Source organism: Pseudoalteromonas sp. C2R02, assembly GCF_018860845.1.
Lineage (GTDB): Bacteria > Pseudomonadota > Gammaproteobacteria > Enterobacterales > Alteromonadaceae > Pseudoalteromonas.
The window spans coordinates 27,960-50,239 of record NZ_JAHKQC010000019.1; the positions used below are offsets into that span (position 1 = coordinate 27,960).

Here is a 22,280-nt window from a genome sequence, read left to right on the forward strand (position 1 = left end):
TAAATAATTATCTTGTAACTAAACAGGGCTCTTATTAGAGCCCTGTTTGTTTTTAGATATTGATAATCCAGTGCTTTAGGAATTAAGTTAAATGAAAAATTACTCGATTGATAGAGGTTGTTTAAATGAGGCTGATTTTCATTGCTCAACTCACTTTAATGAACGACCAGATGAGAATGATATCTCTCTTTTAGTGGTCCATAATATTTCTTTACCGGCGGGAACGTTTGGTAATTCGTATATTGATGATTTATTTATGGGAACACTTAATTGCAATGCACATCATAGCTTTTCTGATTTAAAAGGTTTAGAAGTATCGGCACATTGCTTAATAAAACGATGTGGAGAAGTCATACAATATGTACCTTTTAATAAGCGTGCATGGCATGCTGGTGTATCAAGCTTTGATGGTGTAGATGGCTGTAATGATTTTAGCATTGGTATTGAATTAGAGGGCACAGATACGATTGCATATACTTCAATGCAGTATCAATCACTTAGCGCTATAGCAAAAATATTAATAAAGCATTATCCTAAGCTCACTAAAGCGCGTATCGTTGGTCATCAAGATATTGCACCAGGTAGAAAAACAGATCCTGGTGAAAGTTTTGATTGGTCATATTTTTATCAATTAATCGATTTATAATCTCAAAGTAATTATGATTTACTGCTACCTAGGTGAACTATGACGCTGATTTCTATACTAATAGCTTTAATTATTGAACGTTTAGATGCAAAAGGCCGTTATTGGCAAATGCACATATATGCCAGTAAATACTTAAATTTATCAACGGGTGATTCTTCAATTGCTCATTCAGTCACTCAACCTTTGTTAAAAAAAGAAATTGGTTTTTTACTTTGGTTGGTAATACCTGCTGCATGTGTGGGCTTTATTTATACCTTATTTGACTTTGTGCTGTTTCAGTTGGCAATTAATGTTGTCATTTTATTAATTTGCATTGGTTGTATTTATTTACGAGAAAAGTACAAAGGCTACTTAAATGCCATGCAACGTCAAGATAATGAAGCTGCAACCTTATATGCTTTGCAACTAGGCCAAAAGAAAACTGCAGAGCAACTGGATGGTGAAACTTTAGGGCAAACACTCTCTTGGATTAATTTTAGGTTTTATTGTGCGGTATTGTTTTGGTTTGTTGTTTTAGGACCTGCTGGCGCTGTATTTTATGCCTTAGTCCGTACTTATGCTGATTTGGTACGAAAAGACATAGAAGTAACTAAACACAAAAATGAAGATACTGAAGAATTAGAGCAAGTCGACTTTGAATATTCAATTACGCAATATCACAAAGTGCTGCAGTCGTTATTGTTTTGGCTTGATTGGTTACCGGCACGTATCGCTAGTTTAGGTTATTTGATTATAGGTAATTTTAATAAAGGCACTACATGTTGGTTAAAGTACTTATTAGATTTTAAAGTGAGTAATCGAAAAGTTGTTACTCATACCGCATTAGCGGCTGAGCAAGTAGAGCAAAAACATATTGGCTGTACATTCGAAGCTAAATGCATGGTCAGGTTAGTCAAAAGAAATATATTTTTGTTTTTAGCATTGACCGCATTATTAACTTTATTTGCAGATTTGCCTTAATAAATCTGCTTCGCACTTTTATTGTGGCCACTATGTGGTATTTAAAAGATAGAATGATTTCTATCTTTTATTTTTTGAGTGAACCTATAAAGTTGTGTTTAATATAGTGAACCAATCTAAAACATCTCTGGCTATAATTAGAATTAACCTATTGGTCTGACCACTTTGTTTTGTTGATATTTACCTTTCTTTTATTGACATTTTTTCCATAATTTACCTTTTGTTGATATAGATCGGCTTAAATTACAGCCATTGGTCTACGTAACTTTGACTATATTCACTATTTTTGTTAATTTATGCAGAATAATTTGGTATGACCAATTTACCGTTAGGGTTTAGGTACTATTTTTAGCCATGAATTTTAAAATTAAAACAGCAAAATTATCTGACATCATTCTTGAGCAGTTAGAAAATATGATCCTTGAAGGGTCGCTTGCGCCAGGACAAAAATTACCGCCAGAACGAGAACTCGCAAAACAATTTGAAGTTTCCCGTCCTTCATTGCGTGAGGCAATTCAAAAGCTAGAAGTAAAAGGATTAGTTTATCGTCGTCAAGGGGGTGGTACTTATATTAAAAACCAACTTGAAGAAGGCATGACAGACCCTTTATTTGAATTGATAAGTAAACATCCTGAATCGCAGTTTGATTTATTGGAGTTTCGACATGCACTTGAAGGTATATCAGCTTATTATGCAGCATTGCGCGGTACAGATACTGATTACGAAGAAGTGAAACTGAGCTTCAACCAAATTGAAAAAGCGATAGATTTAGAAGCGAAAGCAAAAGCGATTAATGAATTTCATTTTGCAGTCGCTGAAGCATCACATAATGTTGTGTTATTGCACTTAATACGTGGTATGTCTTCTTTACTAGAGCAAAGCATTTTAGAAAATTTAACTGTTTTAGTTGAGAAGGATAGCGTGAAAGCGCAGTTAGCAGAACATAGAAAAACCCTGTTTAATGCTGTAATTGAAGGGCAGCCAATACAAGCAAGAGAGGCAAGTAATGCTCACTTAGCTTTTATTGAAGAAGCTTTATTAAAAGCAGGTAAAGAGAATTCCAGAATAAAACGCAGTTTAAGACGTACACAGCAAAACTAGTATTTCAATAGAATACTTATGATTGTACGAATACAAAAATTTAATATTAAATAGATTAAGGAAACATCCTATGTCTGAAGTCCAGAAACATGATATTGACTCACTTGAAACTCAGGAATGGTTGCAAGCACTAGAATCTGTAGTAAAAGAAGAAGGTGTTGAACGTGCTCAGTTTTTACTTGAGCAAGTACTAGAGCAAGCACGTTTAGATGGTGTTGATATGCCTACAGGTATAACAACTAACTATGTAAATACAATTCCTGCAGATCAAGAGGCTGCATATCCTGGGGATGTAAACCTAGAGCGTCGTATTCGTTCAATCATTCGCTGGAATGCGATCATGATTGTACTACGTGCATCTAAAAAAGATTTAGATTTGGGCGGCCATATGGCATCGTACCAATCATCAGCTGCATTTTATGAAGTATGTTTTAACCATTTCTTTAAAGCTGCAAATGAAATCAACGGTGGCGATTTAGTTTATTATCAAGGTCATATATCTCCTGGTATTTATGCACGTGCTTTCCTTGAAGGTCGTATTAGTGCTGATCAACTTGATAACTTCCGTCAAGAAGTTGATGGTAAAGGTTTACCTTCATACCCGCATCCTAAATTAATGCCTGAGTTTTGGCAGTTCCCAACGGTATCTATGGGCTTAGGTCCAATTGCATCTATCTACCAAGCACGTTTCTTAAAATACTTAGATGGCCGTGGTTTAAAAGATACTAAGAGTCAAAGAGTTTTTGCTTTCTTAGGTGACGGTGAAATGGATGAGCCAGAATCACGTGGTGCTATCTCTTTTGCAGCGCGTGAAAAGTTAGATAACCTGTGCTACTTAGTTAACTGTAATTTACAGCGTTTAGATGGCCCAGTAATGGGTAACGGTAAAATCATTCAAGAACTAGAAGGGCTATTTAAAGGCGCTGGTTGGAATGTAATTAAAGTTGTTTGGGGTTCTGGTTGGGATAAATTACTTGCTAAAGATACGACAGGTAAATTATTAGAGCTAATGAATGAAACAATTGATGGTGATTATCAAACATATAAAGCTAAAAATGGCGCGTATGTACGTGAACATTTCTTCGGACGTTACCCAGAAACAGCTGCACTTGTTGCTGATATGACAGATGATGAAATTTTCGCGCTTAAGCGTGGTGGTCATGAACCTTCTAAACTTTACACTGCATTTAAAACAGCTGAAGAAACTAAAGGTCGTCCAACTGTCATTTTAGCTAAAACAGTTAAAGGTTACGGTATGGGTGAAGCAGCCGAAGGCAAAAACATTGCTCACCAAGTTAAGAAAATGGATATGAGCCATGTTGAGCATTTACGTTCTCGTTTAGGTTTACAAGATTTAGTATCTGATGAAGAATTAAAAGAATTGCCTTATTTAACGCTTGAAGAAGGTTCGGCTGAACATAAATACTTACACGCGCGTCGTGAAGCATTACATGGTTATACACCTGCACGTTTACCAAACTTTACTAAAGATCTTGTGATCCCTAAAGTTGAAGAATTCAAAGTATTATTAGATGAGCAAAAACGTGATATCTCTACAACTATGGCGTTTGTTCGTACATTAAATATTTTATTAAAAAATAAAAATATTGGCGAAAATATTGTCCCTATCATTGCTGATGAAGCGCGTACTTTTGGTATGGAAGGTTTATTCCGTCAAATTGGTATCTACAATCCTCATGGTCAAAACTACACACCACAAGACAGAGAAATTGTTTCTTATTATAAAGAAAGTACTTCTGGTCAGGTATTGCAAGAAGGTATCAATGAGTTAGGTGCAATGTCTTCATGGGTGTCTGCTGCAACATCTTACAGTACAAACGATTTACCTATGATCCCATTCTATATTTACTATTCAATGTTTGGTTTCCAACGTGTTGGTGATATGGCTTGGATGGCTGGTGATCAGCAAGCACGCGGTTTCTTATTAGGTGCAACAGCAGGTCGTACAACGTTAAATGGTGAAGGTTTACAACATGAAGATGGCCACAGTCATATTCTAGCGAGCACTGTGCCTAACTGTATTTCTTATGATCCTACATATGGCTATGAAGTTGCTGTAATCGTACAGGACGGTATTCGTCGTATGTATGGTGAAGAACAAGAAAATATTTATTATTACTTAACTGTGATGAACGAAAATTATCATCAGCCAGCTATGCCAGAAGGTGCTGAAGAAGGTATTCGTAAAGGTATCTACAAACTTAAAACGCTTGCTGGCGAGAAATCGAAAGTTCAGTTATTAAGCTCAGGTACTATCATGATAGAAGTACTTAAAGCAGCAACTATCTTAAGTGAAGAATACGGTATTGGCTCTGATGTATTCTCTGTAACTTCATTTAATGAATTAGCGCGAGATGGACAGGATGTTGAGCGTTTTAACATGCTTAACCCTTCAGCTGAGCAACGCCAATCATATATCAACGAAGTTTTAGGTTCTGAAGCTACAATTGCAGCAACTGATTACATGAAGAACTTTGCAGAGCAAGTACGTGCATTTGTACCAACAGAAAACTATAAAGTACTAGGTACTGATGGTTACGGTCGTTCAGATAGCCGTGATAATTTACGTCGTCATTTTGAAGTGAATGCAGGTTATGTTGTTGTTGCAGCGTTAACTGAGTTAGTAAAACGTGGTGAAGTAGAAGCAAGAGTTGTCACTGATGCGATTGCTAAATTCGACATCGATACTAATAAACTTAATCCTTTATACGCATAAGAGATAAAAACATGACAATTGAAATTAATGTACCAGACATCGGTTCAGATGAAGTTGAAGTGACTGAAATTCTTGTAAGCGTAGGCGACAAGGTTGAAGTTGACCAATCTATTTTAAATGTTGAAGGTGATAAAGCTTCAATGGAAATCCCTGCAGCGACTGCAGGGATTGTTAAAGAAATCAAAGTAGCTGAAGGTGATTCAGTAACAACAGGTTCTTTAGTAATGGTTTTTGAAGGTGCAGCAGAAGTTGCAGTACCGGCACCGGTTGCTGCTGAGCCAGCTGCGGCTCCCGTAGCAACTGCATCAGCAGTACAGGAAGTAAATGTGCCTGATATTGGTGGTGATGAAGTTGAAGTAACTGAAATTTTAGTTGCTGTTGGCGATGTTGTTTCAGAAGACCAGTCAATTTTAAACGTTGAAGGCGATAAAGCGTCAATGGAAGTGCCTGCACCATTTTCTGGTACTGTTAAAGAAATCAAAGTAGCAACAGGTGATGCTGTTTCTACTGGTTCTTTGGTAATGATCTTTGAGGTTGCGGGCGCAGCAACAGCTGCACCAGTAGCTGTTGAATCGGCTCCTGCAGCGCCAGTTGCTGCTGTATCTGCAGTACAGGAAGTAAATGTACCAGATATCGGTGGTGACGAAGTTGAAGTAACTGAAGTTTTAGTTGCTGTTGGCGATGTTGTTGCAGAAGACCAATCAATTTTAAACGTTGAAGGCGATAAAGCTTCAATGGAAGTACCAGCACCATTTGCAGGTACTGTTAAAGAAATTAAAGTAGTTGCTGGTGATAAAGTATCTACTGGTTCTTTAGTGATGACATTTGAAACAACTTCAAGTGCGCCAATTGCTGTAGCGCCAGTAGCACAAGCTGCTGCTTCTTCTGCGCCTGTGGCAAAACCTGCTACGGCACCTGCAGCTAAAGCACCAGTTGCACAAGAAAACTTTGCAGAAAATGATGCTTATGCACACGCTTCGCCTGTTATTCGTCGTTTAGCACGTGAGTTTGGTGTAAACCTAGCTAACGTAACTGGCACTGGCCGTAAAGGTCGTGTTGTTAAAGAAGACGTGCAAAACTATGTTAAAAACCTAGTTTTGCAAGTTGAATCAGGTCAAATTTCTGCTTCTAAAGGTAATGCTGGTGGCGGTGAATTAGGTTTAATTCCTTGGCCTAAAGTAGACTTCTCTAAATTTGGTGAAGTTGAAGAGCAAAAACTATCTCGTATTCAAAAACTGTCTGGTGCTAATTTACACCGTAACTGGGTTCAAATCCCTCATGTTACTCAGTTTGATGAAGCAGATATCACTAGTCTTGAAGTGTTCCGTAAAGAACAAAATGTGATGGCTGAAAAACGCAAACTTGGCGTGAAAATCACGCCGCTTGTGTTTGTTATGAAAGCAGCAGCTAAAGCGTTAGAAGATTTCCCAAGATTTAACTCTTCATTAAGTGAAGATGGTGAAAGTCTAATTCTTAAGAAATACATCAATATTGGTGTTGCTGTTGATACGCCAAATGGTTTAGTTGTTCCAGTATTCAAAGATGTGAACAATAAAGGCATTATCGAACTATCTCGCGAATTAATGGATATTTCGAAAAAAGCACGTGAAGGCAAATTAACATCTTCAGATATGCAAGGTGGTTGTTTTACTATTTCATCTTTAGGTGGCATTGGTGGTACTTCATTTACACCTATCGTAAATGCACCTGAAGTTGCAATTTTAGGTGTATCTAAATCTGAAATTAAGCCTAAGTGGAATGGCAAAGAGTTTGAACCAAAACTGATGGTTCCTTTATCTATGTCATACGATCACCGTGTTATCGACGGCGCATTAGCTGCACGTTTCACTGTGACACTTGCTAATTACATGAGCGATATTCGCCAGTTAGTAATGTAATTGTAAGCGCGAATTTATTCGCGCTTTTTTAGGTCGGGTGATACAATCCGGCCACAAATTTATTCAATATGTCCTTATTCCTGTTATTGATACGATTTTCAGTGATGGGTGACAGGAAAATAAGTGGGCAGAACTGATTTTGTCCCGTTCAAAAATATAAAGGTAAAAGCATGAGTAACGAAATTAAAACGCAAGTCGTTATACTAGGTGGTGGACCTGGTGGTTATTCTGCAGCTTTCCGTGCTGCTGATTTAGGTTTAGAAGTAACTTTAGTTGAGTCTCGCAATACTTTAGGTGGTGTGTGTCTTAATGTTGGTTGTATCCCTTCTAAAGCATTACTACATGTTGCTAAAGTAATTGATGATGCAGCAGCAATGGAATCTCATGGTGTTACTTTTGGCGCGCCTAAAATTGATTTAGACAAAATCCGCTCTTGGAAAGAGTCTGTGATCGGCCAGTTAACTGGTGGTCTAGACGGTATGGCTAAGATGCGTAAAGTTAAAGTTGTTAACGGTTACGGTAAATTTACTGGGTCTAACACTTTAGAAGTTGTTGATGGTGATACAACTTCAACAATCACTTTTGATAATGCTATCGTAGCTGCAGGTTCTCAACCTGTAAACTTACCTTTCATCCCACAGGATGACCGTGTAATTGATTCAACTGGTGCATTAGAGCTTAAAGATGTTCCTGAGAAACTACTTGTATTAGGTGGTGGTATTATCGGTCTTGAGATGGGTACTGTTTACCGTGCGCTAGGTTCTCAAATTGATGTTGTTGAGTTTGCAGACCAATTAGTACCTGCTGCTGATAAAGACGTAATCAAAATCTACCAAAGATACGTAAAAGATAAATTCAACGTAATGCTTTCTACTAAAGTTGTTGGCGTTGAAGCTAAAGAAGACGGTTTATACGTTACTTTTGAAGGTAAAAAAGCACCTGCAGAACCAGTACGTTATGACAAAGTATTAGTTGCTGTTGGTCGTACTCCAAATGGTAAATTACTTGACGCTGAAAAAGCGGGCGTTGCAGTAGATGAGCGTGGCTTTATCAATGTTGATAAGCAATTACGTACTAATGTAAACCACATCTTTGCTATCGGTGATATCGTAGGTCAGCCTATGCTTGCACATAAAGCAGTACATGAAGCACACGTAGCTGCTGAAGTAATTGCTGGTCAAAAGCACTTCTTCGATCCTAAATGTATCCCTTCAATTGCATACACAGACCCTGAGATCGCTTGGGTTGGTGTAACTGAAAGAGAAGCAAAAGAGCAAGGCTTAAACATCGAAACAGCTGTATTCCCTTGGGCTGCATCTGGTCGTGCAATTGCTTCTGCACGTACAGAAGGTCAAACTAAAATGATCTTTGATAAAGATACTGGTCGTGTGATCGGTGGTGCTATGGTTGGTATCAATGCTGGCGAAATGCTTGGTGAAATTGGTTTAGCAGTTGAAATGGGCGCAGACGGTGAAGACCTAGCGCTTACGATTCATGCTCACCCAACACTAAATGAGTCAATTGGTCTAGCTGCTGAAATCTTTGAAGGTTCAATTACAGATTTACCAAACAAAAAAGCAGTTAAAAAGAAGAAGTAATGATTTCTAATTTTTAGCTATAAAAGCCTCGCTTATGCGAGGTTTTTTTGTTTTTGTAGCTGGGATTTTACATCACACGATTTTGTTGATTCCGTAGGTGGGGATTTATCCGCGTAAGGGGTTATTAGGTATGATTTTGTAGGTTGGGCTTTAGCCTGAGTATTTTTAACGTCAAGAAATGTGAAGCTGAGGTTTAATAAACTTAACTTATAGATCAAACACCCATTTCCCTATAAACTAGCAGCCCTTTTAATTGCTCGTTAGATTTAAATGAAAAATTCAGTATTGGTATTAAGAAAAAAACAATTAGAAACATCTAAAAAAGAGTTCAGAGCACGTGGCGCTAAACTTAAACGATGTGATCATTGTTTAATAGATATCAATGAATGTATTTGCGATGGCATTCAGGAAGCGCAGTGTGGTTTAGCTGTATGTATGCTGATGTACCATAATGAAAGCTTTAAGCCTTCAAATACAGGGCGCCTAATAGCTGATGTGATACCTGAAAACTTCGCGTTTCGTTGGGATCGTACCGATCCAGATAAAGAATTTTTAGCGCTTATTAGTGATGAGCAGTATCAACCTTTGATTATCTTTCCATCAGAAGGTATCGAGCCACACAGAGTCGTTGAAACCGTCGGGCGTACAGAAAGTAAAAAACCATTATTGATCTTTTTGGATGGCACATGGCGTGAAGCTAAAAAAATGATCCGTAAAAGTCCTTATTTAGATCAATACCCTGTTTTATCGATTACACCTGATAAGTTATCTGAATATAAATTGAGAGTTGCAGTACATGATAATCATTTAGGTACAGCTGAAGTTGCTATTATGGTATTAGAGCTTGCAAATGAAGTAGATGCGGCAAATAAACTAAGTCAGCACTTTGAAGATTTTAGAGAAGCATATTTAAAATGTAAAAAAAGATAAATCTGCTGCGAATATTTATTGTGGCCACTTCGTGGATAAGAATAAAATAAAAGAATTGGTATTATTAAAAATTTAACCTGAAGATTTATCGAAAGACTGAATATAAATTATTAGTTTTAGTTTAGTCGTTTGTTCGAGGGGAAATTATTAAAATATAGACGAGAAAATGCGTGATATATGAAAACATATACCACGCTGACTGGAATCTTTCTAAGCGTCCTGCTTTCTAGTAATACTAGTTCCGTTAAAACTTTTCCCTAGGCATATTTTTATTCTAATATGACTAACAAATCCCTTGTCATAATCCGGTTCATCACTGAAAAACATCCAATGTTAGCAATCTTTGCTATATATCCTTAAAACAGACATATTGTCTGTTACTCCTTAACTAAATCGTTCCATGATAGCAGTCGTTAAACTGTGAGCATCTTGCTCTTCCTTATCCATTTAGCTCTAAACTAAGAGCCTGTGTAACAAACTTCCTGTTTATTACTCCATAACTAAGTCGTTCCATGATAGTCAGCAATTAAGCTGTGAGCATCTTGCTCTTCCTTTACCTTAACATCCTGTTATTGCATCCATTGCAACTTATACTATCCATGTATGCTAACTCCTGTCAGCATTTCCATTTCTAAGTCGTTCCATGATATCAGTCGTTAAACTGTGAGCATCTTGCTCTTCCTTAACTTGTACTCATCTGAGTAGTTATCAACATCCTGTCAGCTTGAGCATCCTTCTTTCCCTTCAAGCGATGAGTAAATTATAGAGAAATGATGCTTTAAAGGTATAAGTGAGAGATGAATTATTAATTGTTTTACATATGAAATATTGTAATCTCATATGTATTGTATTAAAAATCAATATCTTACCTGGTTTTCATGTGCTTTTTCATCCTTAATTAATGATATGTCTGTCGTATTTGTGGGATATATCTCACAGTATTTATCCGTTTATAGTCTACATTTTAATTTTATTGCTTATCTTGAGTGAGATAGATCATAGAAAAACTTAAAAAGTTTGAATAGTTAACTGATAATCGTTATTATTTATGGCTTGTCATTCGTTTTATTTTAAAAAGATACTGTTCAATAAAGTATTATAAAAATAGGTTCTAAAATGAAAAAAACAATTACCGTATTACCCTTTATATTAGCGACCTTAGCTTCAGGTTTTGCTAGTGCTAAAGATGTCGTCAATATTTACTCTTTTCGCCAGCCATTTTTGATTGAGCCTATTTTAAATGAGTTCACTAAAGAAACTGGCATTGAAACAAAAGTGGTATTCGCAAAAAAAGGTCTTATTGAGCGAATGAAGCGCGAGGGTAAACATACGCCTGCTGATTTAGTACTGACTTCAAACTTTAGCGCTTTATTACAGTTAGAAAATGCAGATCTAACACAGCCAATTCAAAGTGATATTGTAGATAAAAACATCCCTGGACAATTTAAAGATGCTCAAGGTAATTGGGTTGCTTTAACTAAGCGTGTACGTAATGTTTATTCATCTAAAGAGCGTTTAGGTGCGTTACCGGAACTAACATACGAAGACTTAGCCGATCCTAAATATAAAGGCATGTTATGCACGCGTTCTGGTAAACACCCATATAACCTAGGTTTAATAGCCTCTATGATTGCGCATCATGGTGAGCAAGAAACAAAAACTTGGCTGCAAGGAGTAAAAGCTAATTTAGCGCGTAAACCTCAAGGAAATGATCGTGCACAAGTAAAAGCAGTTAAAGAAGGTTTATGTAATATCGCGTTAGGTAATAGTTACTACTTTGGTAAAATGATGCAAGATCCTAAACAAAAAGTGTGGGCTGATTCTGTATTTATTAATTTCCCAAATCAAACCAATCGAGGCTCTCATATTAATGTTTCAGGTGTCGTTTTAAGTAAATATACTAAGCATAAAGCCAATGCATTGAAATTAATTGAATTTATGAGTGATGAAAAAGCACAAAAAATGTATGCTTCATTAAATATGGAATATCCAGTTAAATCAGGTGTCGCTTTATCAGATATGGTCGCTTCTTGGGGAAAATTCTCAGAAGATGCAATTTCACTTGATAAAATCAGTGAAAATCGTACGTTAGCACTAAAATTAATTGATGAAGTGAAATTTGATTTATAACTAATTAAATATGCGAGTTTAAAGTATTATACTGCTTTAAACTCGTAGCATTTCAAAGGTATCAATGCGTTTTTCAATTTCTCGATGGCAGATCATTGCTTGGTCTGCCGGAATTATTTTAACTCTTCCGCTTTTATTTCTTATTTTTGAATCTCTCATTCCCGATCCTGATGTATTTGATCATTTATGGAATACCGTTTTATGGGATTACACTTATAATACATTTGTACTGATTTTTGGTGTATTAGCATTAAGCGCTTTAATTGCTTTGCCTTTAGGTTGGCTTGTTGCTTATTGTGATTTCCCTGGTAAAAAGCAGTTTGAATGGGCGTTAATGCTGCCTTTGGCAATGCCAACTTATATCATAGCTTATGTTTATACTGATTTACTCGATTATGCTGGCCCGATTCAAATTTGGTTGCGAAATACCTTTGGTTGGCAAAATCCAGATGATTATTGGTTTTTTGATATAAGAACACTGCCGGGCGCTATTGTGATGATTGCCTTGGTATTATATCCGTATTTATTTTTGATTTTTAAAACTGCATTAAGAGAGCAATCATTTAAACTTGTACAAGCAAGTCAACTAATGGGTTATAGCGCGATACAAAGCTTTTTTAAAGTCTCTTTACCTTTAGCTCGGGGCTCTATTGTTGCAGCACTTGCTTTAATTGCCATGGAAACAATGGCTGACTTTGCCACTGTAAATTACTTCGCTGTTAGTACGTTAACAACAGCAGTATATGATACTTGGTTTGGATATTACTCATTAACAGCCGCTGCAAAAATATCAGGTATTATGCTGTTATTTGTATTCATGTTTTTAAGCATTGAGCGCTTTAGCCGACGTAATAAAGCTGTACATGAAAGAGGTGGGGTTAATAATGATGCCATGCTTTATAAGTTGTCTAAACGCAATGGTTTTTTAGCAACTTCATTTTGTTGTTTGGTGCTGCTATTTGCTTTTTTCATTCCTGTTTCAATATTAGTGAGTTATGCCATCAGTTATTTTGATCAGGCTTTTAATAGCGAATTCTTTTTATATGCTTGGCAAAGCTTAAGATTAGCATCTATTGTCAGTTTTATTTGTGTTGCTTTGAGTTTATTTGTCGTTTTTAATCAGCGCTTGTCGACAAAATCAATAGATTTAATTCCTGGTCGAATGGCAAGCATGGGTTATGCGTTACCCGGTACCGTATTAGCGATTGCAGTATTATTACCCTTAAGCTTACTAGATAATGCTGTTAATCAATTTGTAGGGCAGTTTATGGAAGAGCCTGGACTGATATTTAGTGGTACCTTAGTTGCTATCACGCTTGCGTATGTCGTACGTTTTTATGCAATATCTCAAGGCACAATAGAAGCGAGTTTTTCGCGTATTTCTCCCTCATTAGATATGGCGAGTCGCTCTATGGGTAAAACACCGGGGCAAACACTCTCTAAGATACACTTCCCATTATTACGCAGAGGCATGCTAACAGCTGCTTTACTGATTTTTATTGAATGTATGAAAGAGCTACCAGCCGCATTACTATTAAGGCCTTTTGATTTTGATACTTTAGCAACACATGTTTTTCAGTATGTGAGCGATGAACAGCTGGAGTTAGCTTCAATATCTGCATTATTTATTGTTTTGGTAGGTTTGCTACCTTTGTATTTTATTACCAGCTCTATGGAAAGTGCTAAATTAGAAGAAGAAACTGCTAATGAGTGATTTGTTGATTGAAAACTTAAACTTTGATTATCAAGGTAATAAAGTGATTGATAATCTATCTTTGACGATAGAAAAAAATGAAATCGTTTGTTTGTTAGGTGCCAGTGGTTGTGGCAAAACAACAACATTAAAAGCTGTGGCAGGTTTGATTAAACCGGCTTCAGGTTTGATTAAAATTTCAAATAAAACATTCAATGATAAAAAATCTTGTATTGCATCTGAAAAACGCAATATTGGCATGATGTTTCAAGACTATGCGTTATTTCCCCATTTAACCGTTAGTCAAAATATTGGTTATGGTTTATTAAGTAAAGATAAAAAGGCTAACTCAGAGCGCGTTAATGAAATGCTGGGTTTGGTTAAGCTTGAAGGTTTTGGTGAGCGTTTTCCTCATCAGTTATCTGGTGGCCAACAACAAAGAGTCGCAATTGCCAGAGCGCTTGCATATAAACCCAGCATATTACTATTAGATGAACCTTTTTCGAATATAGATCATCAAGTGAGATTTCAGTTAATTGAAGATATTCGCCGGATCATAAAAGATCAGCAAGTATCTGCTATTTTTGTTACTCACTCTAAAGATGAAGCGTTTGCGTTTTCAGATCAGCTGGCGATTATGAATGAAGGTAAGATTATTCAGCAGGGCACTGCAAAAGCGTTATTTCATCAACCTAAAGCAAAAATGGTTGCAGAATTTTTAGGGCAGGGGATTTATATCGATGCGCAATATCAAGGTCAGTTGAGTTTCAAAACACCTTTAGGGGCTGTAACATCAACTCAAGATGTTAATGCTGATAATGACCAAGGCGTTTTATATATTAGACCCCAGTATATTAGCTTAAAATCTAAATGCATTAGTAAAACAGATCATAGTGTAACAATATTAAGTAAGCGTTTTATGGGAACGCGTTATATTTATCGCATTAATATTTTAGAGCAAGAGATTGAAATAGCATCAACTGATGATGGTGAGTTTAACCATGGCGATCAAGTTAACTTGAATATTTTGCCACATCCAGTAAACTTTTTTATAAATTAGTCGATTTATACCAACACTATTAAGTTAGTGAACATCTCTTTATTGGTATTACTTATATTTAGGAACTTTAATGCCCCAAGCTCAATCAGGTGTTTGTGCTGAAGCAAACCTACATGGCTTATACCTTTTTTTTAATGTATTAGATGGCCATGATGGTGCGATAAAAAATAAGCTTGGAAAAATTACGGCATTACAAGAAGAGTACAGTGAGCAATTTTCAGAAGCGATGCTTTCAAGTATGGTTGCGATAGGCGCGCAATATTGGCCGCATTTATGTCCTTCATCACTCCCAAGTGGCTTAAAAAGCTTTCCGCATATAAGTCATGATGAACATGCAATGCCGAGTCAGCCAGTTGATTTATTGATTCAAATTAGATCTGATAGATTAGATGTTATTCACTTGTTTGCATCAAATATACTTTCTTTATTTTCATCTGATGTAGAGCTTGTTGATCAAGTTAAGTGTTTTCGCTTTTTAGATGGCCGTGATTTTAATGGTTTTAAATATGGTGGTGATACACCAAGAGGGCGCGCAAAAATGAATATGGCTTTAGTCGCAAACGACTGTGAGTTTGCGCAAGGGAGTTATATCCATGTGCAGCGCTATCGCCATAATTTAGTTGAATGGCAAAAGTTATCGGTTACTGAGCAAGAACAGGTAATTGGACGTACACGTTTAGATAATGAATTAATTATGCCTGTCAATGCCTCAAGTCACGCAAATAAGATTGAATTAAAGAATGAGCTTGGCCAACCTATATTATTACATCAGGGAATGCCATATGGTGATATGCATGAGCAAGGTATGTTATTAGTTACTTGTAGTAATGATGGTGATGCATTTGAGGTATTGACTAAAGCGCGATTAGGGGATGCACACAGTTATGATGCTTGGCTTGATTTTACTCAAGCAGATATGGGGGCTTCATTTTTTGCGCCATCAATTGATTTTTTAAACGCTTTATAAAAGTAAATGAAGTAGGGAGCACAATTTAAAGTTTGCGAGTGCTCCTAATCGAAATGAGAAGTTGATCTATACAGTTTCAAATAAGTTTTTTATTTTTTCTAACGTGACATCAATTTCAGATATTTTTGCTGGTGCTATAAAAATAGTATCATCGCCTGCGATTGTGCCTAATACACCATCTGCTTTACCTAATGAATCAAGTAATCGCGCAATTAATTGTGCTGCTCCTGGACTCGTTCGTATGATGATCATCATTTCGTTATGCATGATATCAATTACTAGTTGGCGTAAAGGGCTTTTGGCAGTTGGCACACCCATTTCAGCAGGTAAACAATAAACCATTTCTTGTTTGGCATTACGCGTTCTTACAGCACCAAACTTACTCAGCATACGTGAAACTTTACTTTGGCTAATATTTGTAAAACCTTGATCTTTTAAAGCATCAACGATTTCACCTTGAGAACCAAAATTTTCTTCTTTTAATAATGCTTTAAAGGCTTTAACTAAAGCTTCTTGTTTATCTTGAATTTGCATCACGTAACTTTTTTTGAACGGGTTTTGTAAAGTTTACACAAATTTTACGATCAAGCCTATATTAGGGCCGATATTTTCATCGGTAATGAATGAAAATGGTCTAAATTGAAATTATTTACAACTATAGTCGAAACTTTGCTTAATAATTGCGGGTTTCATTTGTCTTTAGGAGAGATTTTCTTTATCTTTATGGGCGAAATTGATTACCCTTCTTTAATCTTCGGAGAATACAAATGAAAGTTGCCGTTTTAGGTGCCGCTGGTGGTATCGGTCAAGCTCTATCTTTATTGTTAAAAACTCAGTTACCTGCAGGTTCAGAATTATCTCTTTATGATGTTGCTCCAGTTGTTCCTGGTGTTGCTGTAGATTTATCTCACATCCCAACTGACGTTAAAGTAGCTGGCTTTGGTGCTGATAGCTTAGGTGATGCATTAACTGGTGCTGATATTGTATTAATCCCAGCTGGTATGCCACGCAAGCCTGGTATGGACCGTGCTGACCTTTTCAATGTTAATGCTGGTATTATTAAAACTTTAGCAGAAGGCATTGTTGCTAACTGTCCTAAAGCTTTAGTAGGTATTATCACTAACCCAGTTAATGGTACTGTGCCAATTGTTGCTGAAGTATTCAAAAAAGCGGGTACTTATGATGCTAACCGTGTATTTGGTATCACAACTCTTGACGTGATCCGTTCAGAAGCGTTCATTGCAGAGCTTAAAGGCTTAAACGTTGCTGACGTTAAAATACCTGTAATTGGCGGCCACTCTGGTACGACTATTTTACCACTTCTTTCACAAGTTGAAGGTGCTACTTTCACTGATGAAGAAGTTGCTACACTTACTCCTCGTATCCAAAATGCGGGTACTGAAGTTGTAAACGCTAAAGCGGGTGGCGGTTCAGCGACACTTTCTATGGGCGCAGCAGCAGCTCGTTTTTGTATGTCTTTAGTTAAAGGCCTACAAGGTGAAGATGTTGTAGATTACGCATATGTAGCTGTTGAGAATGGCGATGCGCCATACTTTGCACACCCAGTACGTTTAGGTAAAAACGGTGTTGAAGAGATTCTTTCTTACGGTGCATTAAGCGCGTTTGAAGAGCAAGCTAAAAATGATATGTTAGCAACTTTAAAATCAGACATCCAAGAAGGTGTTGATTTTATGGCTTAATAGACTTGCTTTGCAATGCTATTATAGAAAAAGGGTGATATTTATATCACCCTTTTCTTTTGCCATTAAGTGGCTTTAATAAAGATTGCGTAGAAATTTATTTATGAATTACGTGCCACAGCCAAGCGAGCAAGAGATTCTAATGCAAGTTTATGTTCGCTATCAGGAATAATAGATAAACAGTTAATTGCTTTTTGTGCTTCTTCTTCAGCTTTTTGAGTTGTGAATTCAAGGGCTTTAGTTTGCGCTAAAGTAGCAAGAATATCGTCTAGATAATCCATGCCATCACACTTTTCAATCGCTTGTCTTATTTGTGCTACTTGTTCAGGTGTGCCTTTTTGCATGGCATATATAAGCGGTAGTGTTGGTTTGCCTTCTGCAAGATCATCACCAATGCTTTTACCTAAAGTATCTTGATCAGCATTGTAATCTAGTACATCATCAATAAGCTGGAATGCTGTGCCTAAATGCATACCGTAAAGTCTCATAGCTTCTACTGTTGCTTCATCTTGCTCAGTGATTATGGCTGAAAGTTGTGTAGCCGCTTCAAACAGTTTTGCAGTTTTGCTATAAATAACCTGCATGTAACTTTCTTCAGTCGTATCTGGGTCGTTACAGTTCATTAATTGAAGGACTTCACCTTCAGCAATAACATTGGTTGCATCAGATAAAATCTTCATAACAGACATTTTTTCTAAATTGATCATTAACTGAAATGAGCGGGTATAGATAAAGTCGCCAACTAATACACTTGCGGCGTTACCAAATTCAGCGTTTGCTGTTGGGTTACCACGTCTTAAATCAGATTCATCTACAACATCATCATGTAATAAAGTTGCCGTATGAATAAACTCTATGATCGTTGCTAAGGTAATATGTTTATCACCTTCATAGCCAAATGCTTTTGCTGCTATAATACTCAACATAGGGCGAATTCTTTTACCACCACTATTAACTATATATAGACCTAATTGGTTAACTAAGGCGATATCAGATTGCATTTGTGCATAAATCAGTTGATTTACGTTATGCATGTCGTTGTCAGTTAACGCCTGGATAGTTTTTATATCCATTGAGCTTGAAACCTGCTTCTAATGTGATGGTTATTTTGGCCGCAATTATACATAATAAATGGCCTCTCTTAATAGCTTAATTTTTGCAAAAATATGACTTTATTTATATTTGTGTTTTTATTGAACTTTGGCTTGCTTGTTATTTAAATTTACCGTAGAATTCGCGACCATTGAAAAATATATTAGTTGCGCCGATTTGAGGGCGCACAACGGAGTTAATTATGTACGCGGTTTTCCAAAGTGGTGGTAAACAGCATCGTGTGACTGAAGGTCAAACGATCCGTCTTGAAAAATTAGACGTAGAAACAGGTGCATCTGTTGAATTTGATAAAGTTCTTTTAGTTGCAAATGGCGAAAAAATTGAAATCGGCGCACCTTTTGTTGCTGGTGGCAAGGTTTCTGCTGAGATCGTATCTCACGGTCGTGGCGAGAAAGTTAAGATAGTTAAATTTAACCGTCGTAAGCATTCTCGTAAGCAAATGGGCCACCGTCAGTGGTTCACTGAAGTTAAAATCACAAGCATCAACGCTTAATTAGGAGTACGGAAAAATGGCACATAAGAAAGCAGCTGGTAGTACTCGTAACGGTCGCGATTCAGAAAGCAAACGTTTAGGTGTTAAACGTTACGGTGGTGAGTCAGTTCTTGCTGGTAGCATCATTGTTCGTCAACGTGGTACTAAATTCCACGCTGGTACAAACGTAGGCCTAGGTAAAGATCACACAATCTTTGCTAAAGCAGACGGTAAAGTTAAGTTTGAACAAAAAGGTTCACTTAACCGTAAATACGTAAGCATCGTTTCTGAGTAATTACTCAAATGAATGCTGAAAAACCTCGCTCAGGCGGGGTTTTTTGTTTTAATGAGTATATATCTCAATAATTTAAAAAGTATTCACAAGTTAGCTAGAATATTTAGATATATATTCAAGAATCGATAGACTTGCACCTAATTCACTTCGTCGTTATGAACTTAAGCTATAATTCAGTGATACTTGAGAAGTGAGCGCAAGCAAGATACAAATCTAAGGGTTGTTATGAAATTTGTTGATGAAACTGAAATCCGTGTAGAAGCTGGTGATGGTGGTAGTGGCGCGTCGTCTTTTCGTCGTGAAAAATACGTGCCATTTGGTGGTCCAGATGGCGGTGATGGCGGTGATGGCGGAAATGTTTATCTAGAAGCTGATGAAAATTTAAATACTTTAATTGACTATCAATTTGAGCGTTTTCATAGAGCTGAAAGAGGTGTTAATGGCCGTGGTGCTAACTGTACGGGTAAAAAAGGCGAAGACTTATGTCTAAAGGTGCCTGTTGGTACAAGAGCGCGTGATATTGATACTGACGAAATGCTTGGTGATTTAACTGAACATGGTAAGCAGTTGCTAGTTGCTAAAGGTGGCTTTCATGGTTTAGGTAATGCACGTTTTAAAACAAGTACAAACCGAGCGCCTCGTCAAAAAACGCTTGGCACGCCAGGTGAAGTTCGTCAGCTTAAGCTTGAACTAATGTTACTTGCTGATGTGGGTTTATTAGGTTTACCAAATGCGGGTAAGTCTACATTCATACGTAGTGTTTCAGCTGCAAAACCTAAAGTTGCAGATTATCCGTTTACAACATTAGTGCCAAATCTGGGTGTTGTACGTCCTGCAATGAATAAATCTTTTGTTATTGCTGATATTCCTGGGTTGATAGAAGGTGCTGCAGATGGCGCAGGTTTAGGTATTCAGTTCTTGAAACACCTAGAGCGTTGTCGTGTTTTACTACATATCATCGATATTATGCCGGTAGATGGCTCTGACCCAATTGCAAATGCAAAAGCAATTGTTGGAGAGCTTGAAAAGTACAGCCCTAAATTAGCTGAACGTCCTCGTTTACTTATTTTTAATAAAATTGACTTGATGCCTGAAGATGAAGCTAAAGAAATATGTAACGATATTGCCGAAGCCTTAGGTCAAACAGAAAATATTTATCAAATCTCAGCGATTAATAAGCTGAATACAGATCCGCTTTGTTTCGATATCATGGATCTGCTTGATACAATGCCAGTAGATAAGTTTGAAGAGACAAAAGAAGAAATTGAGTTTAAGTGGGATACTTACCATGAAGGCGCTGTTATTGATGAAAGTGGCTCTTTTGAAGATGATGAAGACTGGGATGAAGACGACTACGATGTAGAAGTTATCTACCAAAGATAAATAAAAAATTACTTTTTAAAGGCGCATTAGCGCCTTTTTTAATATATAAAACTACCTCATAAAGAAATAACAAAAAAAATAATAATTTAAAACAAAAACTCTCTATTTAAAATTAATACTAAAGTACTGGATTTGACTATGAAGATTTCAATGGTAGCTGCGATGGCAAATAATCGTATTATAGGTAAAGACAACCAAATGCCTTGGCATTTACCTGCTGATTTAAAACATTTTAAAGCAGTGACTTTAGGCAAGCCAATAATAATGGGTCGTAAGACATTTGAATCAATTGGACGCCCATTACCAGGTAGAAAGAACATTGTGATTAGTAGAGATACATCCTACGAAGCGCAAGGTGTTGAGGTGGTATCAACACCTGAGTTAGCTATTGAAAGTGCTGGTGATGTGCCTGAGGTTATGATTATAGGTGGCGGACATATATATGATATTTTTTTGCCATTATGTAATAGGTTATACCTTACTCATATTGATTTAGAAGTGGAAGGAGATACACAGTTTCCAGATTATGAATCAGATAGAACTTGGACAAAAGAACAGGTTGAAGAACATAAAAGTGACAGTTTGAATCCTTATAACTATACTTTTATAACATACAGTAATTAAGGGTTACTTTATTGCACATTTTTTAACTTGCTGATAGACTTTAATATAACAAAGTAGTTATAAAGTATTAAATAGGGTACGTTAATGAATTTCAAGACAACACTTGTAGTAAGCGCTTTAATATCAAGCTCTTTTTTAGTGGCTACGCCTGCGTCTGCAAATACGCAGTTGGCAGCTAGTCTATGTGACTATGTTGCTGCTGATGATAAAAGTCGTTTACGTAAAAAACTAAAAGAGTCTCGAGTAAAGTTAAGAAATGTTTTTTCGGGTGTATCATGTTCTGGTAATAACTTACTAAGACATGCGATGCAAAGTAATGCAAATGGTACTGGGCAATTTATTGTTAAAAAATTACCAAAGTCTGATCTTGCTTCAGGCGGTGATGTTGATTGGGCTGCTGCAAATGGCCATTCAGGCTCTCCGATAGTTGCCGATATAAAGGCACGAGCTGGGATTTAAATAATTTTAATATTTGGGGATAAGATATGAAAATGAAAAGTCTTTTTACGCTGTCTGTAATTTGTGCCAGTTTAGTTTTATTTTCGGTCTCTGCTCAAGCAAATGATCAGCTAGCCGCGAGCTTATGTGATTATGTTGCTGCAGATGATAAAAGTCGTCTTCGTAAAAAAATGAAAGAAACACGTATAAAACTGAGAAATGTTTTTTCTGGTATTAGTTGTGGCGGTAATAATTTATTACGTCATGCTATGGCTAATAATGCCGAGGGAACAGGTAAATTTATCGTTAAAAAGCTCCCTAAGAGTATATTAGCATCTAGTGGGGATGTGGAGTGGGCTGGCTCTAATGGCCATTCAGCATCGCCTATCGTTGCAGCGATCAAGGAAAGGGCTGGTCTCTAAATATTAATAATTGATTAGAATTAAAAAAGCGCTAACTGCGCTTTTTTTGTATCTATTGATAAGTACGGTTATTTTAGGTGCTAGGAGCAAGACGCTAGGTTACGAGGAGTAAT

Annotated in this window: 20 protein-coding genes; 18 read left to right on the forward strand and 2 right to left on the reverse strand. The window is 36.8% G+C overall.

Features of this window, described 5'->3' with window-relative positions; genetic code table 11:
* Positions 1-91 precede the first annotated feature (91 nt).
* From ampD to KO527_RS05735, 11 genes are all read left to right on the forward strand, one after another.
* The gene (gene ampD, locus KO527_RS05685) at positions 92-646 is read left to right on the forward strand and encodes a 1,6-anhydro-N-acetylmuramyl-L-alanine amidase AmpD (protein ID WP_216039390.1); all 555 of its coding nucleotides are present in this window, start codon (positions 92-94) and stop codon (positions 644-646) included.
* Between the two features lie 39 nt (positions 647-685).
* Positions 686-1,606: a beta-lactamase regulator AmpE gene (ampE, locus tag KO527_RS05690; RefSeq protein WP_216039391.1), complete on the forward strand. Its 921-nt coding sequence runs from the start codon at positions 686-688 to the stop codon at positions 1,604-1,606.
* 354 nt (positions 1,607-1,960) lie between these two features.
* The gene (pdhR, locus tag KO527_RS05695; protein WP_216039392.1) at positions 1,961-2,707 is read left to right on the forward strand and encodes a pyruvate dehydrogenase complex transcriptional repressor PdhR; all 747 of its coding nucleotides are present in this window, start codon (positions 1,961-1,963) and stop codon (positions 2,705-2,707) included.
* 70 nt (positions 2,708-2,777) lie between these two features.
* On the forward strand, positions 2,778-5,444 hold the full coding sequence (aceE, locus tag KO527_RS05700) for a pyruvate dehydrogenase (acetyl-transferring), homodimeric type (RefSeq protein WP_216039393.1): 2,667 nt from the start codon (positions 2,778-2,780) through the stop codon (positions 5,442-5,444).
* Positions 5,445-5,455: 11 nt separating this feature from the next.
* The gene (aceF, locus tag KO527_RS05705; RefSeq protein ID WP_216039394.1) at positions 5,456-7,342 is read left to right on the forward strand and encodes a pyruvate dehydrogenase complex dihydrolipoyllysine-residue acetyltransferase; all 1,887 of its coding nucleotides are present in this window, start codon (positions 5,456-5,458) and stop codon (positions 7,340-7,342) included.
* 170 nt (positions 7,343-7,512) lie between these two features.
* Positions 7,513-8,940 carry a dihydrolipoyl dehydrogenase gene (gene lpdA, locus KO527_RS05710; protein WP_216039395.1) on the forward strand — a complete coding sequence of 476 codons (1,428 nt, stop codon included), beginning with the start codon at positions 7,513-7,515 and terminating at the stop codon, positions 8,938-8,940.
* A 270-nt stretch (positions 8,941-9,210) separates the two neighbouring features.
* Entirely contained in the window at positions 9,211-9,870 is a 660-nt protein-coding gene (locus KO527_RS05715; protein WP_216039396.1) for a DTW domain-containing protein, read from the forward strand.
* A 1,116-nt stretch (positions 9,871-10,986) separates the two neighbouring features.
* A complete protein-coding gene (locus KO527_RS05720) occupies positions 10,987-12,000 on the forward strand; it encodes an extracellular solute-binding protein (RefSeq protein ID WP_216039397.1) in 1,014 nt (337 codons plus the stop codon).
* Between the two features lie 64 nt (positions 12,001-12,064).
* Complete coding sequence (locus KO527_RS05725) at positions 12,065-13,714, forward strand: iron ABC transporter permease (protein WP_216039398.1); 1,650 nt, start codon at positions 12,065-12,067, stop codon at positions 13,712-13,714.
* On the forward strand, positions 13,707-14,753 hold the full coding sequence (locus KO527_RS05730; RefSeq protein WP_216039399.1) for an ABC transporter ATP-binding protein: 1,047 nt from the start codon (positions 13,707-13,709) through the stop codon (positions 14,751-14,753). The genes KO527_RS05725 and KO527_RS05730 overlap by 8 nt, the downstream gene beginning before the upstream one ends.
* Before the next feature lie 70 nt (positions 14,754-14,823).
* Positions 14,824-15,720, forward strand: coding sequence for a Dyp-type peroxidase (locus KO527_RS05735; protein WP_216039400.1), 897 nt, complete (start codon positions 14,824-14,826; stop codon positions 15,718-15,720).
* Positions 15,721-15,786: 66 nt separating this feature from the next.
* On the opposite strand, the gene argR is transcribed toward KO527_RS05735, so the two are convergent.
* Entirely contained in the window at positions 15,787-16,254 is a 468-nt protein-coding gene (argR, locus tag KO527_RS05740) for a transcriptional regulator ArgR (RefSeq protein WP_042147352.1), read from the reverse strand.
* A 233-nt stretch (positions 16,255-16,487) separates the two neighbouring features.
* Here argR and mdh point away from each other — a divergent pair, with 233 nt between their 5' ends.
* Positions 16,488-17,420, forward strand: a complete 933-nt coding sequence (gene mdh, locus KO527_RS05745) for a malate dehydrogenase (protein WP_216039401.1) — start codon at positions 16,488-16,490, stop codon at positions 17,418-17,420.
* A gap of 101 nt (positions 17,421-17,521) precedes the next feature.
* Here the strand turns inward: mdh and ispB are convergent, their stop codons facing one another.
* Complete coding sequence (ispB, locus tag KO527_RS05750) at positions 17,522-18,493, reverse strand: octaprenyl diphosphate synthase (protein WP_216039402.1); 972 nt, start codon at positions 18,491-18,493, stop codon at positions 17,522-17,524.
* 221 nt (positions 18,494-18,714) lie between these two features.
* Between ispB and rplU the strand changes: the two genes are divergently transcribed.
* The 6 genes from rplU to KO527_RS05780 all read left to right on the forward strand — a co-directional run bounded on the left by rplU (position 18,715) and on the right by KO527_RS05780 (position 22,167).
* Positions 18,715-19,026 carry a 50S ribosomal protein L21 gene (rplU, locus tag KO527_RS05755; RefSeq protein WP_042147360.1) on the forward strand — a complete coding sequence of 104 codons (312 nt, stop codon included), beginning with the start codon at positions 18,715-18,717 and terminating at the stop codon, positions 19,024-19,026.
* 16 nt (positions 19,027-19,042) lie between these two features.
* Complete coding sequence (rpmA, locus tag KO527_RS05760; RefSeq protein WP_042147362.1) at positions 19,043-19,300, forward strand: 50S ribosomal protein L27; 258 nt, start codon at positions 19,043-19,045, stop codon at positions 19,298-19,300.
* A 225-nt stretch (positions 19,301-19,525) separates the two neighbouring features.
* Positions 19,526-20,683 (forward strand): Obg family GTPase CgtA, encoded by a 1,158-nt coding sequence (cgtA, locus tag KO527_RS05765; RefSeq protein WP_216039403.1) that lies wholly within the window; start codon positions 19,526-19,528, stop codon positions 20,681-20,683.
* Between the two features lie 138 nt (positions 20,684-20,821).
* Complete coding sequence (gene folA, locus KO527_RS05770; RefSeq protein ID WP_216039404.1) at positions 20,822-21,307, forward strand: type 3 dihydrofolate reductase; 486 nt, start codon at positions 20,822-20,824, stop codon at positions 21,305-21,307.
* A gap of 84 nt (positions 21,308-21,391) precedes the next feature.
* The gene (locus KO527_RS05775; RefSeq protein ID WP_216039405.1) at positions 21,392-21,766 is read left to right on the forward strand and encodes a DUF3718 domain-containing protein; all 375 of its coding nucleotides are present in this window, start codon (positions 21,392-21,394) and stop codon (positions 21,764-21,766) included.
* A 26-nt stretch (positions 21,767-21,792) separates the two neighbouring features.
* A complete protein-coding gene (locus KO527_RS05780) occupies positions 21,793-22,167 on the forward strand; it encodes a DUF3718 domain-containing protein (RefSeq protein WP_216039406.1) in 375 nt (124 codons plus the stop codon).
* Positions 22,168-22,280 lie beyond the last annotated feature (113 nt).

What these genes read in the sequence shown, in the direction of transcription:
- ampD (WP_216039390.1), top strand. Translation starts at nt 92, where the DNA reads ATGAAAAATTACTCGATTGATAGAGGTTGTTTAAATGAGGCTGATTTT.
- ampE (WP_216039391.1), top strand. Translation starts at nt 686, where the DNA reads ATGACGCTGATTTCTATACTAATAGCTTTAATTATTGAACGTTTAGAT.
- pdhR (WP_216039392.1), top strand. Translation starts at nt 1,961, where the DNA reads ATGAATTTTAAAATTAAAACAGCAAAATTATCTGACATCATTCTTGAG.
- aceE (WP_216039393.1), top strand. Translation starts at nt 2,778, where the DNA reads ATGTCTGAAGTCCAGAAACATGATATTGACTCACTTGAAACTCAGGAA.
- aceF (WP_216039394.1), top strand. Translation starts at nt 5,456, where the DNA reads ATGACAATTGAAATTAATGTACCAGACATCGGTTCAGATGAAGTTGAA.
- lpdA (WP_216039395.1), top strand. Translation starts at nt 7,513, where the DNA reads ATGAGTAACGAAATTAAAACGCAAGTCGTTATACTAGGTGGTGGACCT.
- KO527_RS05715 (WP_216039396.1), top strand. Translation starts at nt 9,211, where the DNA reads ATGAAAAATTCAGTATTGGTATTAAGAAAAAAACAATTAGAAACATCT.
- KO527_RS05720 (WP_216039397.1), top strand. Translation starts at nt 10,987, where the DNA reads ATGAAAAAAACAATTACCGTATTACCCTTTATATTAGCGACCTTAGCT.
- KO527_RS05725 (WP_216039398.1), top strand. Translation starts at nt 12,065, where the DNA reads ATGCGTTTTTCAATTTCTCGATGGCAGATCATTGCTTGGTCTGCCGGA.
- KO527_RS05730 (WP_216039399.1), top strand. Translation starts at nt 13,707, where the DNA reads ATGAGTGATTTGTTGATTGAAAACTTAAACTTTGATTATCAAGGTAAT.
- KO527_RS05735 (WP_216039400.1), top strand. Translation starts at nt 14,824, where the DNA reads ATGCCCCAAGCTCAATCAGGTGTTTGTGCTGAAGCAAACCTACATGGC.
- argR (WP_042147352.1), bottom strand. Translation starts at nt 16,254, where the DNA reads ATGCAAATTCAAGATAAACAAGAAGCTTTAGTTAAAGCCTTTAAAGCA.
- mdh (WP_216039401.1), top strand. Translation starts at nt 16,488, where the DNA reads ATGAAAGTTGCCGTTTTAGGTGCCGCTGGTGGTATCGGTCAAGCTCTA.
- ispB (WP_216039402.1), bottom strand. Translation starts at nt 18,493, where the DNA reads ATGGATATAAAAACTATCCAGGCGTTAACTGACAACGACATGCATAAC.
- rplU (WP_042147360.1), top strand. Translation starts at nt 18,715, where the DNA reads ATGTACGCGGTTTTCCAAAGTGGTGGTAAACAGCATCGTGTGACTGAA.
- rpmA (WP_042147362.1), top strand. Translation starts at nt 19,043, where the DNA reads ATGGCACATAAGAAAGCAGCTGGTAGTACTCGTAACGGTCGCGATTCA.
- cgtA (WP_216039403.1), top strand. Translation starts at nt 19,526, where the DNA reads ATGAAATTTGTTGATGAAACTGAAATCCGTGTAGAAGCTGGTGATGGT.
- folA (WP_216039404.1), top strand. Translation starts at nt 20,822, where the DNA reads ATGAAGATTTCAATGGTAGCTGCGATGGCAAATAATCGTATTATAGGT.
- KO527_RS05775 (WP_216039405.1), top strand. Translation starts at nt 21,392, where the DNA reads ATGAATTTCAAGACAACACTTGTAGTAAGCGCTTTAATATCAAGCTCT.
- KO527_RS05780 (WP_216039406.1), top strand. Translation starts at nt 21,793, where the DNA reads ATGAAAATGAAAAGTCTTTTTACGCTGTCTGTAATTTGTGCCAGTTTA.